The sequence below is a fragment of the Burkholderia sp. SR8 genome (genome assembly GCF_052851275.1).
Genome location: NZ_JAULUC010000021.1, coordinates 54,432 through 69,244, shown reverse-complemented (window position 1 = coordinate 69,244; position 14,813 = coordinate 54,432). Strand labels below are relative to the sequence as shown.

Below are 14,813 nucleotides of genomic sequence, written 5' to 3'. Positions count from 1 at the left end.
GTCGCTTTCGAGCCGGTCGGGCAGCGATTTGCGAGCGTTTCAGGGCTCCGTTCCGGGCGCGTTTTCCGGCCGTTTCCGCGCCGCGGATCAGGCCGCGATGCGCGCGAGCCAGCTCGCGATACCGTCGACTGAGCGGAAATCCGCGACGCTGCGCGCCGGCAGTGCCGGATACGCGCCGGCCGCCATCTCGGCGAGTGCGCGGCCCGGGCCGAGTTCGAGGAACGCGGTCGCGCCCGCCTCGACGCATGCGGCAAGACAGGCTGCCCACTCGACCGGCTCCGCGATCTGCCGTGCCAGCTTGTCGAGCCCCGCGTCGACATCGAGCACCGAGGCACCGTCGATCCCCGAAAACAGTCGCGTCCCGGGCAGCGGGCGGCGCACGTTCACGGCGGCGAGCGACGCGCGAAACGCGGGTACGGCCGATGCAAGCCGGCGCGTGTGCGATGCGATCCGCACGCACACGGGTGCGACGCGCAGCGCGCCGTCGCGTGCCGCGGCGTCGGCCACCGCGGCGACGTCGGCCTGCCGCCCGGCCACCACGAACGCGTCGCCGGGGTTCGCGATCGCGATCGCCGCGTCGCGGCCGTCGCACAGTTGCGCGAGCTGCGCGCGCGGCAATCCGCGCACGAACGCCATTCGTTCGTCGCCGCCGCTTGCGGCGTCCATCGCCCGCGCCCGCGCATCGGCGAGGTCGAGCGCGTCGTGCGGATCGAGCATCCCCGCGACGCTCCACGACGCGACTTCGCCGACGCTGTATCCCGCGACACAGCGACGCCGCGGCAGCACGGCATCGAGCAGCGCAGCAGCCGCAAGCGCTTGCACCGTGCAGAGAAGCTGCGCGGCCCGGTTCTCGCGCAGCGCATCCGGTTCCGCGTTGCGCACCCAGTTGCGCGGATCGTCGCCGAGGAGCCGGCCCGCATGCGCGAACAGCGCATCGGCCTGCGGCGCCGCGCCGGTCAGCTCGAACATGTCCGCGCGCTGCGCGCCTTGCCCGGAACACAGGATCGCGAGCGTCATCGTCCGTCCTCGTCCGCTTCGAGCGCATCGACGAACACGCTCATCGCGAGCAGGTCGGCCGCACCGCCCGGGCTCAACCGGCGCGCGACGAACGCACGGTGGGCGGCGGCCGCGCGCAAGCGCCAGTCGCGTACGCGTATGCCGCCACGGGCGACGAATGCGCGAGCGGTGGTCCGCGCAAAATCGAGGCCGGCCTGGCCGCCCCGGTGCAGCAGGTTCGTATCGTCGAGCGCGGCGATCAGCGCGAAGCACGCGTCGACGCGCGCGGCGTGCGCATCGTCCGGCACGTAGCGCCGCGCGCGGCGCAGCGCCGGCAATCCGACGCCGTACACGGTCATGAACCCGTCGGCCGCCTCGCGGCGCGCGCCGCCGACACCGTAGCGGCGGCTCGCACGCTCGCCGTGGCTGTCGGGCAGCCGCGGACCGCCCAGGATCTCGGTGCCCCAGCGCCGCGCGACGAGTGCACCGAGCGTCATCGTGCGGACCGGGTCCGTCGTGCCCGGTGTCGCGCGGCGGCCCGCGGCCGCGCACAGCAATCCGAGCCCGAAGATCGCGCCGCGATGCGTGTTGACGCCGCCGGTCGCGGCGAGCATCGCGTGTTCCGCGCGCAGGCCGATCTTGCGCAGCACGGCCATGTCGGCGTCGCGGGCGCCGGCGTCGGCGAGTTCCGCGAAGTACGGCCGCAACACGGCCGCGCTGCGCGTGAACGTCGCGGCGTCCATGTCGGTATGGCTGCCGGCGTCGACGTGACTCACGAGCCCAGGTTTCGGATACGTGTCGATTTCGAGCACGAGGCTGCGCTCGGCCAGTTCGGCGATGCGCTCGGCGTCGGACGGCGCCGCGGCGCGGCAGGCGGCCCCTGCGCTCATCGGGCGCCTCCGGTGAAGGCGTCGGCGGACATCAGTTCGACGGCGATCGCCGTCTTGACCGCGACTGCAGGCAGCCGCGCATGCAGCTCGCGCCAGTTCACGCCCGCGCCGTCGTCGCGCAGCAGTTCGCCGTCGATGCGCATCGGCGCGCGCGCGTCGAGCGCGGCCAACCCGTCAAGCAGCGCGGCGAGCGACGCGGCGTCCGGCAGCGGGAATACGATGTCGAGGTCGGACGCATCGCTCAGGTAGCGCTCGCCCGTCAGCGCCTGCCAAGCGAGGCTGCCGAACACGCGGCCCTGCACGCCGCAGCGCGCACCGAGCGCGTCCAGTTCGCGCAGCGTCGGATGCCATGCGTGCGGCGCAGCGGCGAGCACGTCGGCCAGCGCGGGCAGCGGCGCGATCGACGCGAGCGCATCGGCGGCGACGTTCAGTGCGATGCGCCGTTTGCCGGCCGAAGGCGGCAGCGGCAGGCCGAGCGGGATGCGGCGCGCATCGGCTTCGTCGGGCGACGCGCGGCGCACGATCAACGGCCAGCCGTGCGCGGCCCACGCGTGCACGAGCGGATCGGCCGCCAGCGCGGGATCGCGCGTGCGAGCCGCGCCCCACCCCGCCGCCGTCAGCGTGACGAGCGTGTGGCGGCGCAGCGGTGGGTCAGCGCGCGGCACGCGCGAGGGCCTCGACGCGCTGCGCGACGTCGGCCGCGACCGGCCGGCCGCGCGCGGCACGGACATCGTTGCGGTCGGCCGGCTTGCCGAGCCATTCGGCGACCTGCGCGTCGAGCGCGCGCGCCGGATCGAGCACCGCGTCGACCGCGCCCATCTTCACGAGATTGTCGAGCCCCGGCGCGAACACCGGCGTCGAGCGCGCCATCTCCTTCAGCACGTCGATCGGCAGCTTCGTCACGCGCGACATCGACGGCAGGTCCATCACCTCGGGCTGCGCGCCCGGCACCGCAAGCAGCGTGCGGGTCGCGAGCGCGGTCGCGATGAACGCACCGGCGGCCGTATGGCCGTACAGCACACCGATCGTCCGGTGCCCGGCGAGCTCTGCGTGCATCAGGCATTTCGCGAGATGCGACAGGCCTTCGTTCAGGCCGAGCAGTTCGTCGCGCTTGCTCATCCGCTGGCTGTCGCTGTCGACGAGCACGAGCACCGGCGTGCCGCCGCCGCGCTCGATCGTGTCGAGCACGCGCGCCGCGAGCGTCACGGCTTCGTCGATGCCGAACGGCAAACGGTCGGCGACGCCGATCACGTCGACGCGCGTGCCGGCCAGTTGCGCGTGGCCGGTCAGCAGCCCGCCGGTTCGCGCGATCGAATGGCCTTGGGGGAACAGCGAGGTCAGTAGTTCATCGAGCGTCATGCTGCGGCTCCTGTAGCTGATCGGCGAGCTTCGCGAATTCGTCGTCGGGCATCCCGGGAATCGCTTCGGGCTGGTTCGCGCCGAGCGCGCGCCACACGTCGAGTGCATCGTTGCATCCGCCGAACCGTTCGATCCGCGCCTCCAGACGCGCCTGCTCCGCACGCAGCATCGCTGCATCGAATGTCGGCGCCCGGTCGATCAGCGCCAGCGCTGCCGCGCGGAACGCAGCCGGCGTGTCGGCCACGTAGCGATCCGCACCGCCGATCAGCCGGCGATGCTTGCCGCCCATCGTGCGCCAGATCAGCGCGCGGTCCTTCGCATCGAATTCCTCGACGCCGCGATTGGTCTCGATCACCTCGGGGCCCGACACGCTGATGCGCCCCTGCTCGGACACCGCGAGCGCCGAGCAGCACGCGGCGAGCAGCCCGCCGCCGCCGTAGCAGCCGGCACGCCCGCCGATCAGCCCGATCACCGGCACGCCGGCCGCACGTGCCTCGACGAGCGCCCGCATGATCTCGGCGATCGCGAGCTCGCCCGCGTTCGCTTCCTGCAGCCGCACGCCGCCCGTATCGAACAGGATCAGCACCGGCGTGCCGAGATCGCGCGCCGCACGCAACAGCCCGGCGAGCTTCGCGCCGTGCACCTCGCCGAACGCGCCGCCCATGAAGCGGCCTTCCTGCGCGGCGACGAACACCGGCTTGCCGTCGAGCCGACCGTGGCCGACCACCATCCCGTCGTCGAACTGCTGCGGCAGGTCGAACAGCGGCAGGTGCGGGCTCGTCACGCGTTCGCCCGGCCCGAGAAATTCCGTGAAGCTGCCCGCGTCGAGCAGCCCGTCGACGCGCTGGCGCGCAGACGCTTCGTACCAGCTCGCGCCGTTCGCGACGAACGCGGGCGCGTCATGAATGACTCCGTTCGTCATGCGTCCCCCTCGATCGCGCGTACCGCCTGTGCGAGCCGCAGCGACACCATGTCGGGCCGCGCGCCGCCGTCGTTGATCGACAGCTTCAGGCCGCCCGGCGTGCGCCGCTCGACGAAGTCCGACACGACGGCCTGCCACACCGCACCGAAGCCGACCGCCGCGGTGCGGATGTCGATCTCGCATTCATTGCCCGGCAGCACGCGCTCGACGAGCACCTCGAGATTGCCGGACGCGACCACGCCGACGAGCGCCGTGGCCAGTTCGCCCTTCGCGCGTCCACGCGCGGTGAAGCGATAGTTCAACTGTTCCATGCCCTCTTCCTCACCAGTTGCGGAACCGCGCCGGCGGCGCATAGAGGCCGCCCGACCAGTGCACGAGATCCTTGATCGAGCGCGCGGCGAGCCAGCGGCGGTCGGCGTCGAGCGGATCGATGCCGAGATCCTCGGGGCGGCGGATCACGCCGCGCTCGCGCAGCCGCTCGACCATCCTGCGGTCGCGGCCGCGGCCGATCTCGGTATAGCCGGCCACGCCGCGGATCGCGTGCTCGCGCTCGTCCTTGTCGCGGCACATCAGCAGGTTCGCAATGCCTTCCTCGGTGACGATGTGCGTGACGTCGTCGCCGTAGACCATGATCGGTGCGAGATCGAGCTGCAGCTTGTCGGCGAGCTTCAGCGCGTCGAGCTTCTCGACGAACATCGGCACGTTCTTGTCGCCGAACGTCTCGCCGATCTGCACGACGAGCTTGCGGCCGCGCCGCAGCGCCGCCGGCGTGTCGGGGTCGGCTTCAGCGCCGGCCTTCAGCCACGGCTCGCTCGGGTGACGCCGGCCGCGCGCGTCGCTGCCCATGTTCGGCGCGCCGCCGAAGCCGGCGATCCGCTCGGCGGTGACCGTCGACGAATGGCCGGCCAGGTCGATCTGCAGCGTCGAGCCGATGAACATGTCGCACGCATAGAGGCCGGCGGTCTGGCAGAACGCGCGGTTCGAACGCAGCGATCCGTCGGGGCCGGTGAACCACACGTCGGAGCGCGCGCGGATGTAGTCGTCCATCCCGACTTCGGAGCCGAAGCAGTGGATCTGCTCGACCCAGCCCGATTCGATTGCCGGAATCAGCGTCGGGTGCGGATTGAGCGCCCAGTGCGTGCACACCTTGCCCTTCAGCCCGAGCTTCGCGCCGTAGGTCGGCAGCAGCAGCTCGATCGCGGCCGTGTTGAAGCCGATCCCGTGGTTCAGCCGCTTGATTCCGTACGGCTCGTAGATGCCCTTGATCGCGAGCATCGCGGTCAGGATCTGCGTCTCGGTGATCGCGGCCGGATCGCGCGTGAACAGCGGCTCCACGTAGAACGGCCGGCCGGCCTCGACGACGAAATGCACGCGGTCGCCCGGAATGTCGACGCGCGGCACCTTGTCGACGATGCGGTCGACCTGCGCGATCACGATGCCGTCCTTGAACGCGGTGGCCTCGACGACGGTCGGCGTGTCCTCGGTGTTCGGGCCGGTGTACAGGTTGCCGTCGGCGTCCGCGCTGACCGCGGCGATCAGCGCGACCTGCGGCGTGAGGTCGATGAAGTAGCGTGCGAACAGCTCGAGATACGTGTGCACCGCGCCGAGCGCGATCTTGCCGCCGAACAGCAGCTTCGCGATCCGCTGCGACTGCGGGCCCGAATATGCGAAGTCGAGCCGCTTCGCGATCCCGCGCTCGAACACGTCGAGATGCTCGGGCAGCACGACGCCGGACTGCACCATGTGCAGGTCGTGGATCTTCGCGCTGTCGACGTCGGCGAGCGCGGTGGCGAGCAGATCCGCCTGCTTCTGGTTGTCGCCTTCGAGGCACACGCGATCGCCGGGCCGCAGCACCGCCTCGAGCAACGCGACGGTGTCGCGCGCATCGACCCGCTTGCCGCGCGCGAAGGCCGCGCCCGCCGCTAGGCGTGCATCGCGCGCGTGCCGCGCGTGATTCCATCCCGTCATGAACAGTTCTCCCGCTTCGATGGTTCAGCGGCATTCTAAGCCTGGCGCCGCCGCCGATTGATGATGTTGCCGAATGCGACTCAGAGGACGCCGCGATGGATGCGGCCGGCCGTGGCCGGCACGCGCAGGCCCTGCGCGCAGGCCGCCCGGATCGCACGCGCCGGCTATGCGCCGACCAGCGCGCGCGTCGTGAAGAACAGCAGCGACGGCCCCAGCAGGCAGCCGACGCCGGTATGGAACGTCGCGACCAGCGCGCCGTACGGCACGAGCCGGCGGTCGGTCGCCGCGAGCCCCGCGCTCACGCCGCTCACGGTGCCGGCGAGCCCGCCGAAGATCATCGCGGAGCGCGGCGTCTTCAGGCCCATGAAGTTGGCCGCAACCGGCGTGCCCACCATCACGATGATCGCCTTCACGAGCCCCGTCGCGATGCTGAGCGCGATCACGTCGGAGCTCGCGCCGATCGCCGCGCCCGTGACCGGCCCGACGATATAGGTGACGGCGCCCGCGCCGATGGTCGTCATGCTGACCGCATCGGTATAGCCGAACGCGCGCGCGACGCATGCGCCGACGATGAACGGCAGCACGGTGCCGAGCAGCAGCGACACGACGCCGACGAGGCCGGCCTTGCGCGCCTCGGCCGGCTGCACTTCGAACGCGGTCGCGACGATCGCGAAATCGCGCAGCATCGCGCCGCCCATCAGGCCGATGCCGGCGAACAGCTTGACGTCGGCCAGCCCCTTCTCGCCACCGGTGAACGCGCCGCCGACGTATGCGAGCGCCAGACCGATCACGATCGCGATCGCGGAGCCGTGCACGCGGCCGAACGTGAGCTTGCGCGACGCGATCGACGACAGCCACATGATCAGGCCGACCAGCGCGAACGACGCGACGAGCCCGTTGTGGGCGACGGTTTTTTCGAGCATCTGCAGCATGGCGGCCTCCGTTACTGTTCTTCGAATTGCGGCACGCCCGCGAAGGCCGTGTCGTCGCGCCCCGTGCGCGCGAGTACCGCGATGCAGCACGCGCAGATCGCGACGGCGCCGACCGCGGCAAGCAGCGCGACCGGGCCGCCCTTCAGCGCGGCGACGACGTTCTGGTTCGCGGCCATCGCGACGACGACCGGGATGTACATCGCGCCCCAGAAACCGACGCCCGCCTCGGTCTCCTTCGGCAGCCAGCCGCGGCGATGCAGCCACAGGCGCAGGCAGATCAGCAGCAGCATCGCGATGCCGACGCCGCCGACGTTCGTCTTCACGCCGATCGCGGCGCCCAGCAGGTCGCCGAGGAACAGTCCGGCCAGATGGCAGAAGGCCAGCAGCGCGGTTCCGTAGATGATCATGAGTCGTCTCCAGTCTCTTCGTGACGGGCGCCTGACGCGTGCGGGAGCCAGGCCCGCACGCCGATCCCGCGCGGACTGTCTGTCTCCTGCGGCGGTGCGCCGCGGCCCGGCGGCTCGTCGTGCGAGCGCGTTCTCGGGGGTCGATGGGATGATGCGGTTTCGGGCCGGACGCCGGATGGCTTAGACTGATCGATGCAGCCGGCGGCACGACACGGGCGACGCGTCCGGTGCGCCCCGTTCGCGGGGCCGCACCGGCGCGTGATCCGATACTAGCGCTGCAAAATCCGGCCATTTATGAAGTTGTCGAAACCGATTCAGTGGATTTAGCAATGCGTCCGTTACCGCCCGAGCTGCTGCGCAGCTTCGTCGCCGTCGCCCAGTCCGGCAGTTTCACCGCCGCGTCCGAGCGCGTGAGCCTGTCGCAGTCGACCGTCAGCCAGCACATCCGCCGTCTCGAGGAACTGCTGGACCGGCCGCTGTTCGAGCGTGACACGCGCAACGTGCACCTGTCGCAGCACGGCGACGCGCTGTTCCGCTACGCGGTGCGCATCCTCGAGCTGATGGACGAAGCCGTCACGTCGGTGTGCGGGCCGCCGCTGTCCGGCAAGGTGCGGCTCGCGATGTCGGAGGATTTCGCGTCGGCGCACCTGACGGCGGCGCTCGCGAGCTTCGTGCAGCGCAATCCGGAGGTCGAGCTCGCGATCTCGACCGGGCTGTCGGGCGACCTGTTCGATGCGCTCGACGAAGGCCGGCACGACCTGGTGTTCGCGAAGCGCGTGGCCGGCAGCCGGCGCGGGCGCGTGATCCGCAGCGAACCGCTGTACTGGTGCACCGGCCCCGATTCGCGGATCACCGGCCACGAGGCCGTGCTGCCGCTCGCGATGCACCCGGAGCCGAGCGTGTCGCGCCGCCGCGTGCTCGAATCGCTCGAGGCGGTCGGCCGGCCCTATCGGATCGCCGTCGTGAGCAGCAGCATCGCGGTGCTGCGCGCGGCCGCGAGCGCGGGCCTCGGCGTCAGCGCGTTCGCCGGCTACGTGATTCCGGCCGGTCTCGCGCGGCTCGATGCGGGGCTGCCCGAACTCGGCGAGCTCGAATACGTGATCGACCGGCCGGCGGCCGCGTCGCGCTCGACGCTGGCACTCGAGGCGACGCTGATCGCGGCAGCGGCCGAGCTGTAACGTCACCCGTTCATCGCCGTTCGCGCCGACGCCGCTTCGCCCATGCGTTTGCGCGCAACTGACGGCATTGCCCGGAACGCGTCAGCGTCCGCGCAGTACGCGCTCGCGACAATGGGACTCCTCGGAATGCATGGCCGTGTGCCGCGCGTCCGTTGCCATGTCCCTTCGATCGGAGCCCTCATCATGAACGTCCTGCGATTCGCCGTCGCGACCGCCGCAGCCGCGCTGCTGTCCCCCGCCTTTGCACAAACCGATGCCGCCGCGCCCGCGCAAGGGCTGACGCGCGCGGAAGTCGTCGCCCAGTTGAAGCAGGCCTATCTCGACGGCGAACTGCCGACCAACGACGGCAACTATCCGCCGGAAGCCGCGACGCGTGCCCGCAATCGTCAGCTGGTGCAGGCCGTGCAGCCTGCGTGGCTCGCACAAACACGGCCGGCACCGCAAACGACCATGCAGCAATAGCGTTACGCGGCGGCCCGGCCGCGATCCGGCGCGCTCCGGCGCGATAACGGCGTCCGGCGCACGCTCAGGGCAGGAAGCTGCGGCGCCGCGCGTCGATCAGCTCGACGAGCAGCCGGTCGCGCTCGGCCGCCAGTTCCTGCATCGAACGCTCGCCCTGGATCGCACGCAGTTCGTCGGCGAGCTTGCGATCGACGGCCGGATCGAACGACGGCGTGCCGAGGTCGTCCCACCAGGTCGTGATCGGCCCCGACAGGTGTTCGAGGAAATGCGCGATCCCGCCCGCGCCGCCGCCGAGGTGATAGGTCAGGCACTGCCCCATCAGCCCCCAGCGCAGGCCCGGGCCCCACGCGACCGCCTTGTCCGCATCGGCGACACTCACCACGCCTTCGCCGACGAGGTGATACACCTCGCGAAACAGCGCGGCCGCGAGCCGGTTCGCGACGTGGCCGGTCATTTCCTTGTTGAGCACGATGGTCTGCTTGCCGAGCGCGTCGTAGAAATCCTTCACGCGCGCGATCACGGCCGGGTCGGTCGCGTCGCCGCCGACCAGCTCGACGAGCGGAATCAGATGCGGCGGGTTGAACGGATGCGCAATCACGCAGCGCTCCGGATGCCTGTCGCACGCGGTCTGGATCTCGGACATCATCAGCCCCGACGAACTCGACGCGATCGGCACGCGTGCGGGCAGCACGGCGTCCATCTGCCGGTACAGCGCGCGTTTCAGATCGAGCCGCTCCGGGCCGTTTTCCTGCACGAAATCGACGGCGTCGAGCGCACGCGCGAGATCCGCATCGAACGACAATCGCGCGGACAGTTCGGCGGCCCGTTCGCCGAGGAACGCGGCGAGCGCGTCGCGCAGCCGCGCGTCGGCCTGCGGCGCGGGATCGGTCGCGACGACGTCGAAGCCCTTCGACAGATAGAAAGCCGCCCAGCTCGCGCCGATCACGCCGGCCCCGACGATCGCGATGCGTTGAATGTCCATGTCCGTTCCGTCTCCGTGGTCTGTGGATGGCGCGACGATTGTCGCATCGAATCGCCGCGGCATGCGTGCACGCCCGTTGCACATCCGCTCTTGAAAACCGCCGCGGCGGCCTCTAATTACCCGTTGCCAGGCAGTGCCCGTCATACGCACCGCCCCCTTTTCGACTCAGCGGAGAATCGCGCGCCGCGCCCGCCACGGGCATCGCGTCGTCGCGTCTGCGCGCTTCATGTTCCGGAGAAACTTCATGAGCGGTATCCATTTCGGCCAGGACCTGTTCGACGAATTCGCCCGCGTGCAGCGGCAGATGGCGAGCCTGTTCGGCGAGCTGCCGCCCGGCATCCGCGCGGTGCGGCCGAGCGCGTTCCCTGCATTGAACGTCGGCGCGACCGACGACGCGATCGAGATCGTCGCCTTCGCTCCCGGCATGGCCGCGGCCGACTTCGACGTGTCGATCGACAAGGACCTGCTGACGATCAGCGGCGAGCGCAAGCCGGTGCCGCACGATGCCGGCGACGACGTGCGCACCTATGCGCAGGAGCGCTTTCACGGCGCGTTCCGCCGCGTGGTCGAGCTGCCGCAGAACGCGGACGCCGACAACGTCACCGCACGTTACGAAAACGGCTGCCTGCTGATTCGCGTCGACCGGCGCGAGGCATCGAAGCCGCGCGCGATCACCGTTCAGTAATCTTCAGGAGAACGACATGAATACGCCCCATACCCTGACCGAACGCCAGAACGGTGCCGCCTTCCCGGCCGCGGCTGCGGACCCTGCACGCCGGCACACGATCGCGCCGGCCGTCGACATCGTCGAGGACAGGCAGCGCGTGACGCTGCGCGCCGACCTGCCCGGCGTGCCGCGCGAGAACCTCGACGTGAAGGTGCACGACAACACGCTGACGATCGAAGCCGACACGCGCATCGACACGCCGGCCGATCTGCGCGTGCGCCACGCGGAAGTGCGCGCGCCGCGCTACGTTCGCACGTTCGTGCTGAGTCCCGATCTCGACACGTCGCGCATCGATGCGAGCCTGCGCGACGGCGTGCTCACGCTGACGATTCCGCGCCGCGCGGAGACGCGCGCGCGCCGCATCGACGTGACGGCCGGCAACGCGTAAGCGCCCGCGCGTGTTCGTCGCGCGCCGCGCATGACGAAAGCTCCGCGAGGCAGCGTGCCTCGCGGGGCTTTTTTCGACTTGCGGTGCGCTGCATGTGCGCCGGCGCGCCGTTGCGTTCGCCGTGTTCGCCGTTCAATCGAAATCGAACAGGTCGAACGCCGACTTCTTGCGACGCTGGCCGTCGCGCCGGTAACGATCGTCGTGCGACCGGCCATCGCGCCCCCAGCCGTCGTCGCGCCCGCGCGGCGCGTGCGTATCGTGGCGCACCGGCGGTTCGTCGCGGCGCGCCGGCATCTCGCCGGTTTCGCGCGCGATCAGCTTGTCGAGTTCGCCGCGATCGAGCCATACGCCGCGGCACGTCGGACAGTAGTCGATCTCGATCGACTGGCGCTCGGCCATCAGCAGGTCGGGCGTCTTGCACACGGGACATTTCATCGCGCTTCTCCTTTCGTTGAGAATCCGGATCGAGGGCGGGCCTTCCCCGCCCGCCTGGTCAGCGGCCTTCGGCCCGCGCCGCGCGCTTCGCCTTCGCGCGCCGCGCCAGCATGTTCATGCCCTCGACGAACGCCGAGAACGCCATCGCCGCGTAGATATAGCCCTTCGGCACGTGCGAACCGAAACCTTCGGCGATCAGCGTCATGCCGATCACGACGAGGAACGACAGCGCGAGCATCACGACGGTCGGGTTGCGGTCGATGAAGCGTGCGAGCGGCTGCGCGGCGAACAGCATCACGCTGACCGCGACGATCACCGCGACGAACATGATCGGGATGTGCTCGGTCATGCCGATCGCCGTCACGATGCTGTCGATCGAGAACACGATGTCGAGCATCACGATCTGGCCGATCGCGGCCCACACCGTCAGGCCGGCCGCACCGCCGGCCGCACCCGCGCCGTCGCCGTCGTGCGACACGTGGTGATGGATCTCGGTGGTCGCCTTCCACACGAGGAACAGGCCGCCCGACAGCAGGATCATGTCGCGCCACGAGAATGCGCGATCGAACAGCGTGAACACCGGTTCGGTCAGGCTTGCGATCCACGCGACGCTGCCGAGCAGCGCGAGGCGCATCACGAGCGCGAGCCCGATGCCCAGGCGCTGCGTGCGGGCGCGCTGCGCGTCGGGCAGCTTGTTGCTGAGGATCGAAATGAAGATCAGGTTGTCGATGCCGAGCACGACTTCCATCACGACGAGCGTGAGCAGCGCGGCCCAGACGGCGGGGTCGGCGGCAAGCGTCAGCAGGTAGTCCATTGAAAAGGGCCGATTCGAATGTGGAAAGCCCGATGATAGGCGCCCCATGACTTCGCAAAAATCAGAGACAATCTGATCTTTGGTTCGGTTTTTACGAAGTATCGATCCGATGCTTAATTTCCGACATCTGTACTATTTCTGGGTCGTCGTGAAGGAAGGCGGCTTCGCGCGCGCGGCCGAGCGGCTCGACATGGCCGTGCAGACGATCAGCGCGCAGGTGCGCGAGCTGGAGAAGTCGCTGGGCCACCAGCTGCTGCGCCCGGCCGGGCGCGGCGTCGCGATGACCGATGCCGGGCAGGCCGCGTATGCGCGCGCGGAGGCCATCTTCGAGATGGGTCGGCTGATTCCGGACGAAGTACGCGCGGCGGCGAGCCAGCCGACGGTGCGCGTCGCCGTCGGCCTCGCGGACGGGATCTCGAAGCTCGCCGCGCATGCGATCCTCGCGCCGGTGCTCGACACGCCCACGCTGCGGTTGTTGTGCCACGAGGGCGAACACGATGCGCTGCTCGCCGAACTGGCCCTGCATCACCTCGACCTCGTGCTGGCCGGCCAGGGCGCGCCGTCGGGGTCGAACCTGCGCGTGACGAGCGAGCGGCTCGTCGCGTCGCCGGTCGACTGGTATGGCCCCGCATCGCTCGTCACGCCGGCCGCGCGGCAGCGCTTTCCGCATTGCCTCGCCGAATTGCCGGTGCTGCTGCCGACCGCCCATTCGGCATTGCGCGCCCGGCTGGATCGATGGCTGGAACGCGAGCGGATCGTGCCGCGCGTGGCCGGCGAATTCGAGGACAGCGCGCTGATGGCCGTGTTCGCGGCGCGCGGCCTCGGCGTGTTTCCGCTCAGCGAACTCGGCGCGAACGACGCGTCGCTGCTGCGCGGGCTGCGCCGGCTCGGCCGGGCCGGCGACGTGACCGAGGAGATCCATGCGATCCGGTCGCGGCGCGGCGAACACCATCCGCTCGTGTCGCGCTTGCTGGCCGCCGCGCACCCGGCGCCGGGCGGCTGAAGCGAGCGCGACATCAAACGAAACTATAATGACGCCCCGGCCATACGAGATTGCCGCGCGGATCGCACAGGCACCGCCGTTGCGCGGCCGCCCTGCGTTGCCCCCGCCCCGCCGCGCGGTATCTCGCCGAGCCTTCTGAAAGACGCCATGCACAACCGATTTCGCCTGTTTTCCGTTTCGTGCGCGCTCGCGGCCGCGACCGTGCTGGCGGCGTGCTCGTCGCCGCCCAAGCCGATCTACCAGCAGGAACAGTTCGACGCGACGAGCAGCCCGTATGCGCACACGTTCCACTCGAAATCCGACGCGGCCTGCGAGGCCGCGCGCCGCGCGCTGCTGAGCCAGGGCTATGTGGTGTCGTCGTCGCGCAACGATGCGGTCGACGGCAGCAAGAATTTCCAGCCGAGCAACGACATGCACGTCGTGATCGAGTTTCACGTCGTGTGCGCGGATGCGACCGCCGACGGCGCGTCGAGCATCGCGTACGTGAACGCGGTGCAGGACCGCTACACGCTGAAGAAGTCGAACACGTCGGCGAGCGTCGGGCTCAGCGTGTTCGGCTCGCTGTCGCTGCCGATCGGGTCGAGCGACGACGCGCTGGTGAAGACCGCGAGCGAGACGATTCCCGCCGGCGTGTTCTACGAGCGCTTCTTCAATCTCGTCGAGCATTTCCTGAAGATCGATCCGGCCCGCCGCGATCGCGCGACCGTGAAGGCCGCGGAGAAGGAGCACGTCGCGCCGCTGCCCGAACCGGCGCCGACGCCGCAGGGCGAGCCGATGAAGATGACGACGCCGGTCGTGCCGACGCCGCCCGCCGCGCCGGTGCCGCTTGCGGTGCCGAGCGTCGCGCCGGCTGCAGGCACGCCGGTCGTGCCGGCCGCGCCGGCCCCGGCGTCCGCCGTGGTCGCGCCGGGGACGATGCGCGGTGTCGTGCCGCCGGCCGCGCCTGGCGCGGGTTCTGCGCCTGCTTCGGGTCCGGCGCCGGCTTCGGCTTCGATTCCCACGCCCGCTTCGATGCCGGCTCCTGCTTCGGCGCCCGGTTCCGCACCCGCTACCGCCCCGGCGGCGGCTTCCGCATCGGTCGCTGCTTCGGCATCAGCCGGTGCTTCGGCGCCGGCCGCATCGGCGCCCGCCGTCGCGGCGCCCGCATCTGCCGTCCCCTCGCCTGCGCGTGCCGCATCCGTGCCCGCGGCGCCTTCGAGCGCTGCGCCGGCTCCTGCGCCGGCGGACAAGGCTTCCGCGCCTGCGGCCGCCGATCCCGTCGCGTCGTCTGCGCCGGCTGGAGCAAGCGCGCCGGGCACGAACTGACTGCCCGAACGCCGTTCCGTCCCGCTCGGCGCTCGTGGGGTTCGT

General features: G+C 70.6%; 18 protein-coding genes. 6 read left to right on the top strand and 12 right to left on the bottom strand.

All coding sequences use genetic code 11. The features are described 5' to 3' along the window. Positions 1 to 87 precede the first annotated feature (87 nt). The 9 genes from mdcH to madL all read right to left on the bottom strand — a co-directional run bounded on the left by mdcH (position 88) and on the right by madL (position 7,474). Positions 88 to 1,017: a malonate decarboxylase subunit epsilon gene (gene mdcH, locus Q3A80_RS23770; RefSeq protein WP_446331314.1), complete on the bottom strand. Its 930-nt coding sequence runs from the start codon at positions 1,015 to 1,017 to the stop codon at positions 88 to 90. Further along, on the bottom strand, positions 1,014 to 1,886 hold the full coding sequence (gene mdcB / locus Q3A80_RS23765) for a triphosphoribosyl-dephospho-CoA synthase MdcB (protein WP_446331313.1): 873 nt from the start codon (positions 1,884 to 1,886) through the stop codon (positions 1,014 to 1,016). The genes mdcH and mdcB overlap by 4 nt, the downstream gene beginning before the upstream one ends. After that, the gene (gene mdcG, locus Q3A80_RS23760) at positions 1,883 to 2,551 is read right to left on the bottom strand and encodes a malonate decarboxylase holo-[acyl-carrier-protein] synthase (protein ID WP_446331312.1); all 669 of its coding nucleotides are present in this window, start codon (positions 2,549 to 2,551) and stop codon (positions 1,883 to 1,885) included. Before mdcG ends, mdcB begins: the two co-directional genes overlap by 4 nt. Then, entirely contained in the window at positions 2,538 to 3,245 is a 708-nt protein-coding gene (mdcE, locus tag Q3A80_RS23755; RefSeq protein WP_446331311.1) for a biotin-independent malonate decarboxylase subunit gamma, read from the bottom strand. Before mdcE ends, mdcG begins: the two co-directional genes overlap by 14 nt. Then, positions 3,232 to 4,167: a biotin-independent malonate decarboxylase subunit beta gene (locus Q3A80_RS23750; RefSeq protein ID WP_446331310.1), complete on the bottom strand. Its 936-nt coding sequence runs from the start codon at positions 4,165 to 4,167 to the stop codon at positions 3,232 to 3,234. The genes mdcE and Q3A80_RS23750 overlap by 14 nt, the downstream gene beginning before the upstream one ends. Beyond that, entirely contained in the window at positions 4,164 to 4,478 is a 315-nt protein-coding gene (gene mdcC / locus Q3A80_RS23745; RefSeq protein WP_446331309.1) for a malonate decarboxylase acyl carrier protein, read from the bottom strand. Before mdcC ends, Q3A80_RS23750 begins: the two co-directional genes overlap by 4 nt. 10 nt (positions 4,479 to 4,488) lie before the next feature. Further along, positions 4,489 to 6,135: a malonate decarboxylase subunit alpha gene (mdcA, locus tag Q3A80_RS23740; RefSeq protein WP_446331308.1), complete on the bottom strand. Its 1,647-nt coding sequence runs from the start codon at positions 6,133 to 6,135 to the stop codon at positions 4,489 to 4,491. Between the two features lie 164 nt (positions 6,136 to 6,299). Then, positions 6,300 to 7,067: a malonate transporter subunit MadM gene (gene madM, locus Q3A80_RS23735; RefSeq protein ID WP_446331307.1), complete on the bottom strand. Its 768-nt coding sequence runs from the start codon at positions 7,065 to 7,067 to the stop codon at positions 6,300 to 6,302. Between the two features lie 11 nt (positions 7,068 to 7,078). Further along, on the bottom strand, positions 7,079 to 7,474 hold the full coding sequence (gene madL / locus Q3A80_RS23730) for a malonate transporter subunit MadL (protein WP_175929511.1): 396 nt from the start codon (positions 7,472 to 7,474) through the stop codon (positions 7,079 to 7,081). A 329-nt stretch (positions 7,475 to 7,803) separates the two neighbouring features. Here madL and Q3A80_RS23725 point away from each other — a divergent pair, with 329 nt between their 5' ends. Both Q3A80_RS23725 and Q3A80_RS23720 read left to right on the top strand, forming a co-directional pair. Continuing rightward, positions 7,804 to 8,652, top strand: a complete 849-nt coding sequence (locus Q3A80_RS23725; protein WP_039322076.1) for a LysR substrate-binding domain-containing protein — start codon at positions 7,804 to 7,806, stop codon at positions 8,650 to 8,652. 180 nt (positions 8,653 to 8,832) lie between these two features. Beyond that, on the top strand, positions 8,833 to 9,114 hold the full coding sequence (locus Q3A80_RS23720; RefSeq protein ID WP_446331353.1) for a DUF4148 domain-containing protein: 282 nt from the start codon (positions 8,833 to 8,835) through the stop codon (positions 9,112 to 9,114). Between the two features lie 64 nt (positions 9,115 to 9,178). Here Q3A80_RS23720 and Q3A80_RS23715 read toward each other — a convergent pair whose 3' ends face one another. After that, positions 9,179 to 10,096, bottom strand: a complete 918-nt coding sequence (locus tag Q3A80_RS23715; protein WP_446331306.1) for a 3-hydroxyacyl-CoA dehydrogenase NAD-binding domain-containing protein — start codon at positions 10,094 to 10,096, stop codon at positions 9,179 to 9,181. Positions 10,097 to 10,340: 244 nt separating this feature from the next. Between Q3A80_RS23715 and Q3A80_RS23710 the strand changes: the two genes are divergently transcribed. Both Q3A80_RS23710 and Q3A80_RS23705 read left to right on the top strand, forming a co-directional pair. Continuing rightward, entirely contained in the window at positions 10,341 to 10,781 is a 441-nt protein-coding gene (locus Q3A80_RS23710) for an Hsp20/alpha crystallin family protein (protein WP_446331305.1), read from the top strand. A gap of 16 nt (positions 10,782 to 10,797) precedes the next feature. Further along, positions 10,798 to 11,211 carry an Hsp20/alpha crystallin family protein gene (locus Q3A80_RS23705; protein WP_446331304.1) on the top strand — a complete coding sequence of 138 codons (414 nt, stop codon included), beginning with the start codon at positions 10,798 to 10,800 and terminating at the stop codon, positions 11,209 to 11,211. 132 nt (positions 11,212 to 11,343) lie between these two features. On the opposite strand, the gene Q3A80_RS23700 is transcribed toward Q3A80_RS23705, so the two are convergent. Then, entirely contained in the window at positions 11,344 to 11,646 is a 303-nt protein-coding gene (locus Q3A80_RS23700) for a TFIIB-type zinc ribbon-containing protein (RefSeq protein ID WP_446331303.1), read from the bottom strand. A gap of 58 nt (positions 11,647 to 11,704) precedes the next feature. Beyond that, positions 11,705 to 12,460 carry a TerC family protein gene (locus Q3A80_RS23695; protein ID WP_446331302.1) on the bottom strand — a complete coding sequence of 252 codons (756 nt, stop codon included), beginning with the start codon at positions 12,458 to 12,460 and terminating at the stop codon, positions 11,705 to 11,707. 109 nt (positions 12,461 to 12,569) lie between these two features. Here Q3A80_RS23695 and Q3A80_RS23690 point away from each other — a divergent pair, with 109 nt between their 5' ends. Next, complete coding sequence (locus tag Q3A80_RS23690; RefSeq protein ID WP_446331301.1) at positions 12,570 to 13,463, top strand: LysR family transcriptional regulator; 894 nt, start codon at positions 12,570 to 12,572, stop codon at positions 13,461 to 13,463. Positions 13,464 to 13,610: 147 nt separating this feature from the next. Next, entirely contained in the window at positions 13,611 to 14,768 is a 1,158-nt protein-coding gene (locus tag Q3A80_RS23685) for a DUF2242 domain-containing protein (RefSeq protein ID WP_446331300.1), read from the top strand. The last annotated feature ends 45 nt before the right edge of the window (positions 14,769 to 14,813 follow it).

Coding starts and splice junctions, on each gene's coding strand:
- mdcH (WP_446331314.1), bottom strand. CDS start 1,017: ATGACGCTCGCGATCCTGTGTTCCGGGCAAGGCGCGCAGCGCGCGGAC.
- mdcB (WP_446331313.1), bottom strand. CDS start 1,886: ATGAGCGCAGGGGCCGCCTGCCGCGCCGCGGCGCCGTCCGACGCCGAG.
- mdcE (WP_446331311.1), bottom strand. CDS start 3,245: ATGACGCTCGATGAACTACTGACCTCGCTGTTCCCCCAAGGCCATTCG.
- Q3A80_RS23750 (WP_446331310.1), bottom strand. CDS start 4,167: ATGACGAACGGAGTCATTCATGACGCGCCCGCGTTCGTCGCGAACGGC.
- mdcC (WP_446331309.1), bottom strand. CDS start 4,478: ATGGAACAGTTGAACTATCGCTTCACCGCGCGTGGACGCGCGAAGGGC.
- mdcA (WP_446331308.1), bottom strand. CDS start 6,135: ATGACGGGATGGAATCACGCGCGGCACGCGCGCGATGCACGCCTAGCG.
- madM (WP_446331307.1), bottom strand. CDS start 7,067: ATGCTGCAGATGCTCGAAAAAACCGTCGCCCACAACGGGCTCGTCGCG.
- madL (WP_175929511.1), bottom strand. CDS start 7,474: ATGATCATCTACGGAACCGCGCTGCTGGCCTTCTGCCATCTGGCCGGA.
- Q3A80_RS23725 (WP_039322076.1), top strand. CDS start 7,804: ATGCGTCCGTTACCGCCCGAGCTGCTGCGCAGCTTCGTCGCCGTCGCC.
- Q3A80_RS23715 (WP_446331306.1), bottom strand. CDS start 10,096: ATGGACATTCAACGCATCGCGATCGTCGGGGCCGGCGTGATCGGCGCG.
- Q3A80_RS23710 (WP_446331305.1), top strand. CDS start 10,341: ATGAGCGGTATCCATTTCGGCCAGGACCTGTTCGACGAATTCGCCCGC.
- Q3A80_RS23705 (WP_446331304.1), top strand. CDS start 10,798: ATGAATACGCCCCATACCCTGACCGAACGCCAGAACGGTGCCGCCTTC.
- Q3A80_RS23700 (WP_446331303.1), bottom strand. CDS start 11,646: ATGAAATGTCCCGTGTGCAAGACGCCCGACCTGCTGATGGCCGAGCGC.
- Q3A80_RS23695 (WP_446331302.1), bottom strand. CDS start 12,460: ATGGACTACCTGCTGACGCTTGCCGCCGACCCCGCCGTCTGGGCCGCG.
- Q3A80_RS23690 (WP_446331301.1), top strand. CDS start 12,570: ATGCTTAATTTCCGACATCTGTACTATTTCTGGGTCGTCGTGAAGGAA.
- Q3A80_RS23685 (WP_446331300.1), top strand. CDS start 13,611: ATGCACAACCGATTTCGCCTGTTTTCCGTTTCGTGCGCGCTCGCGGCC.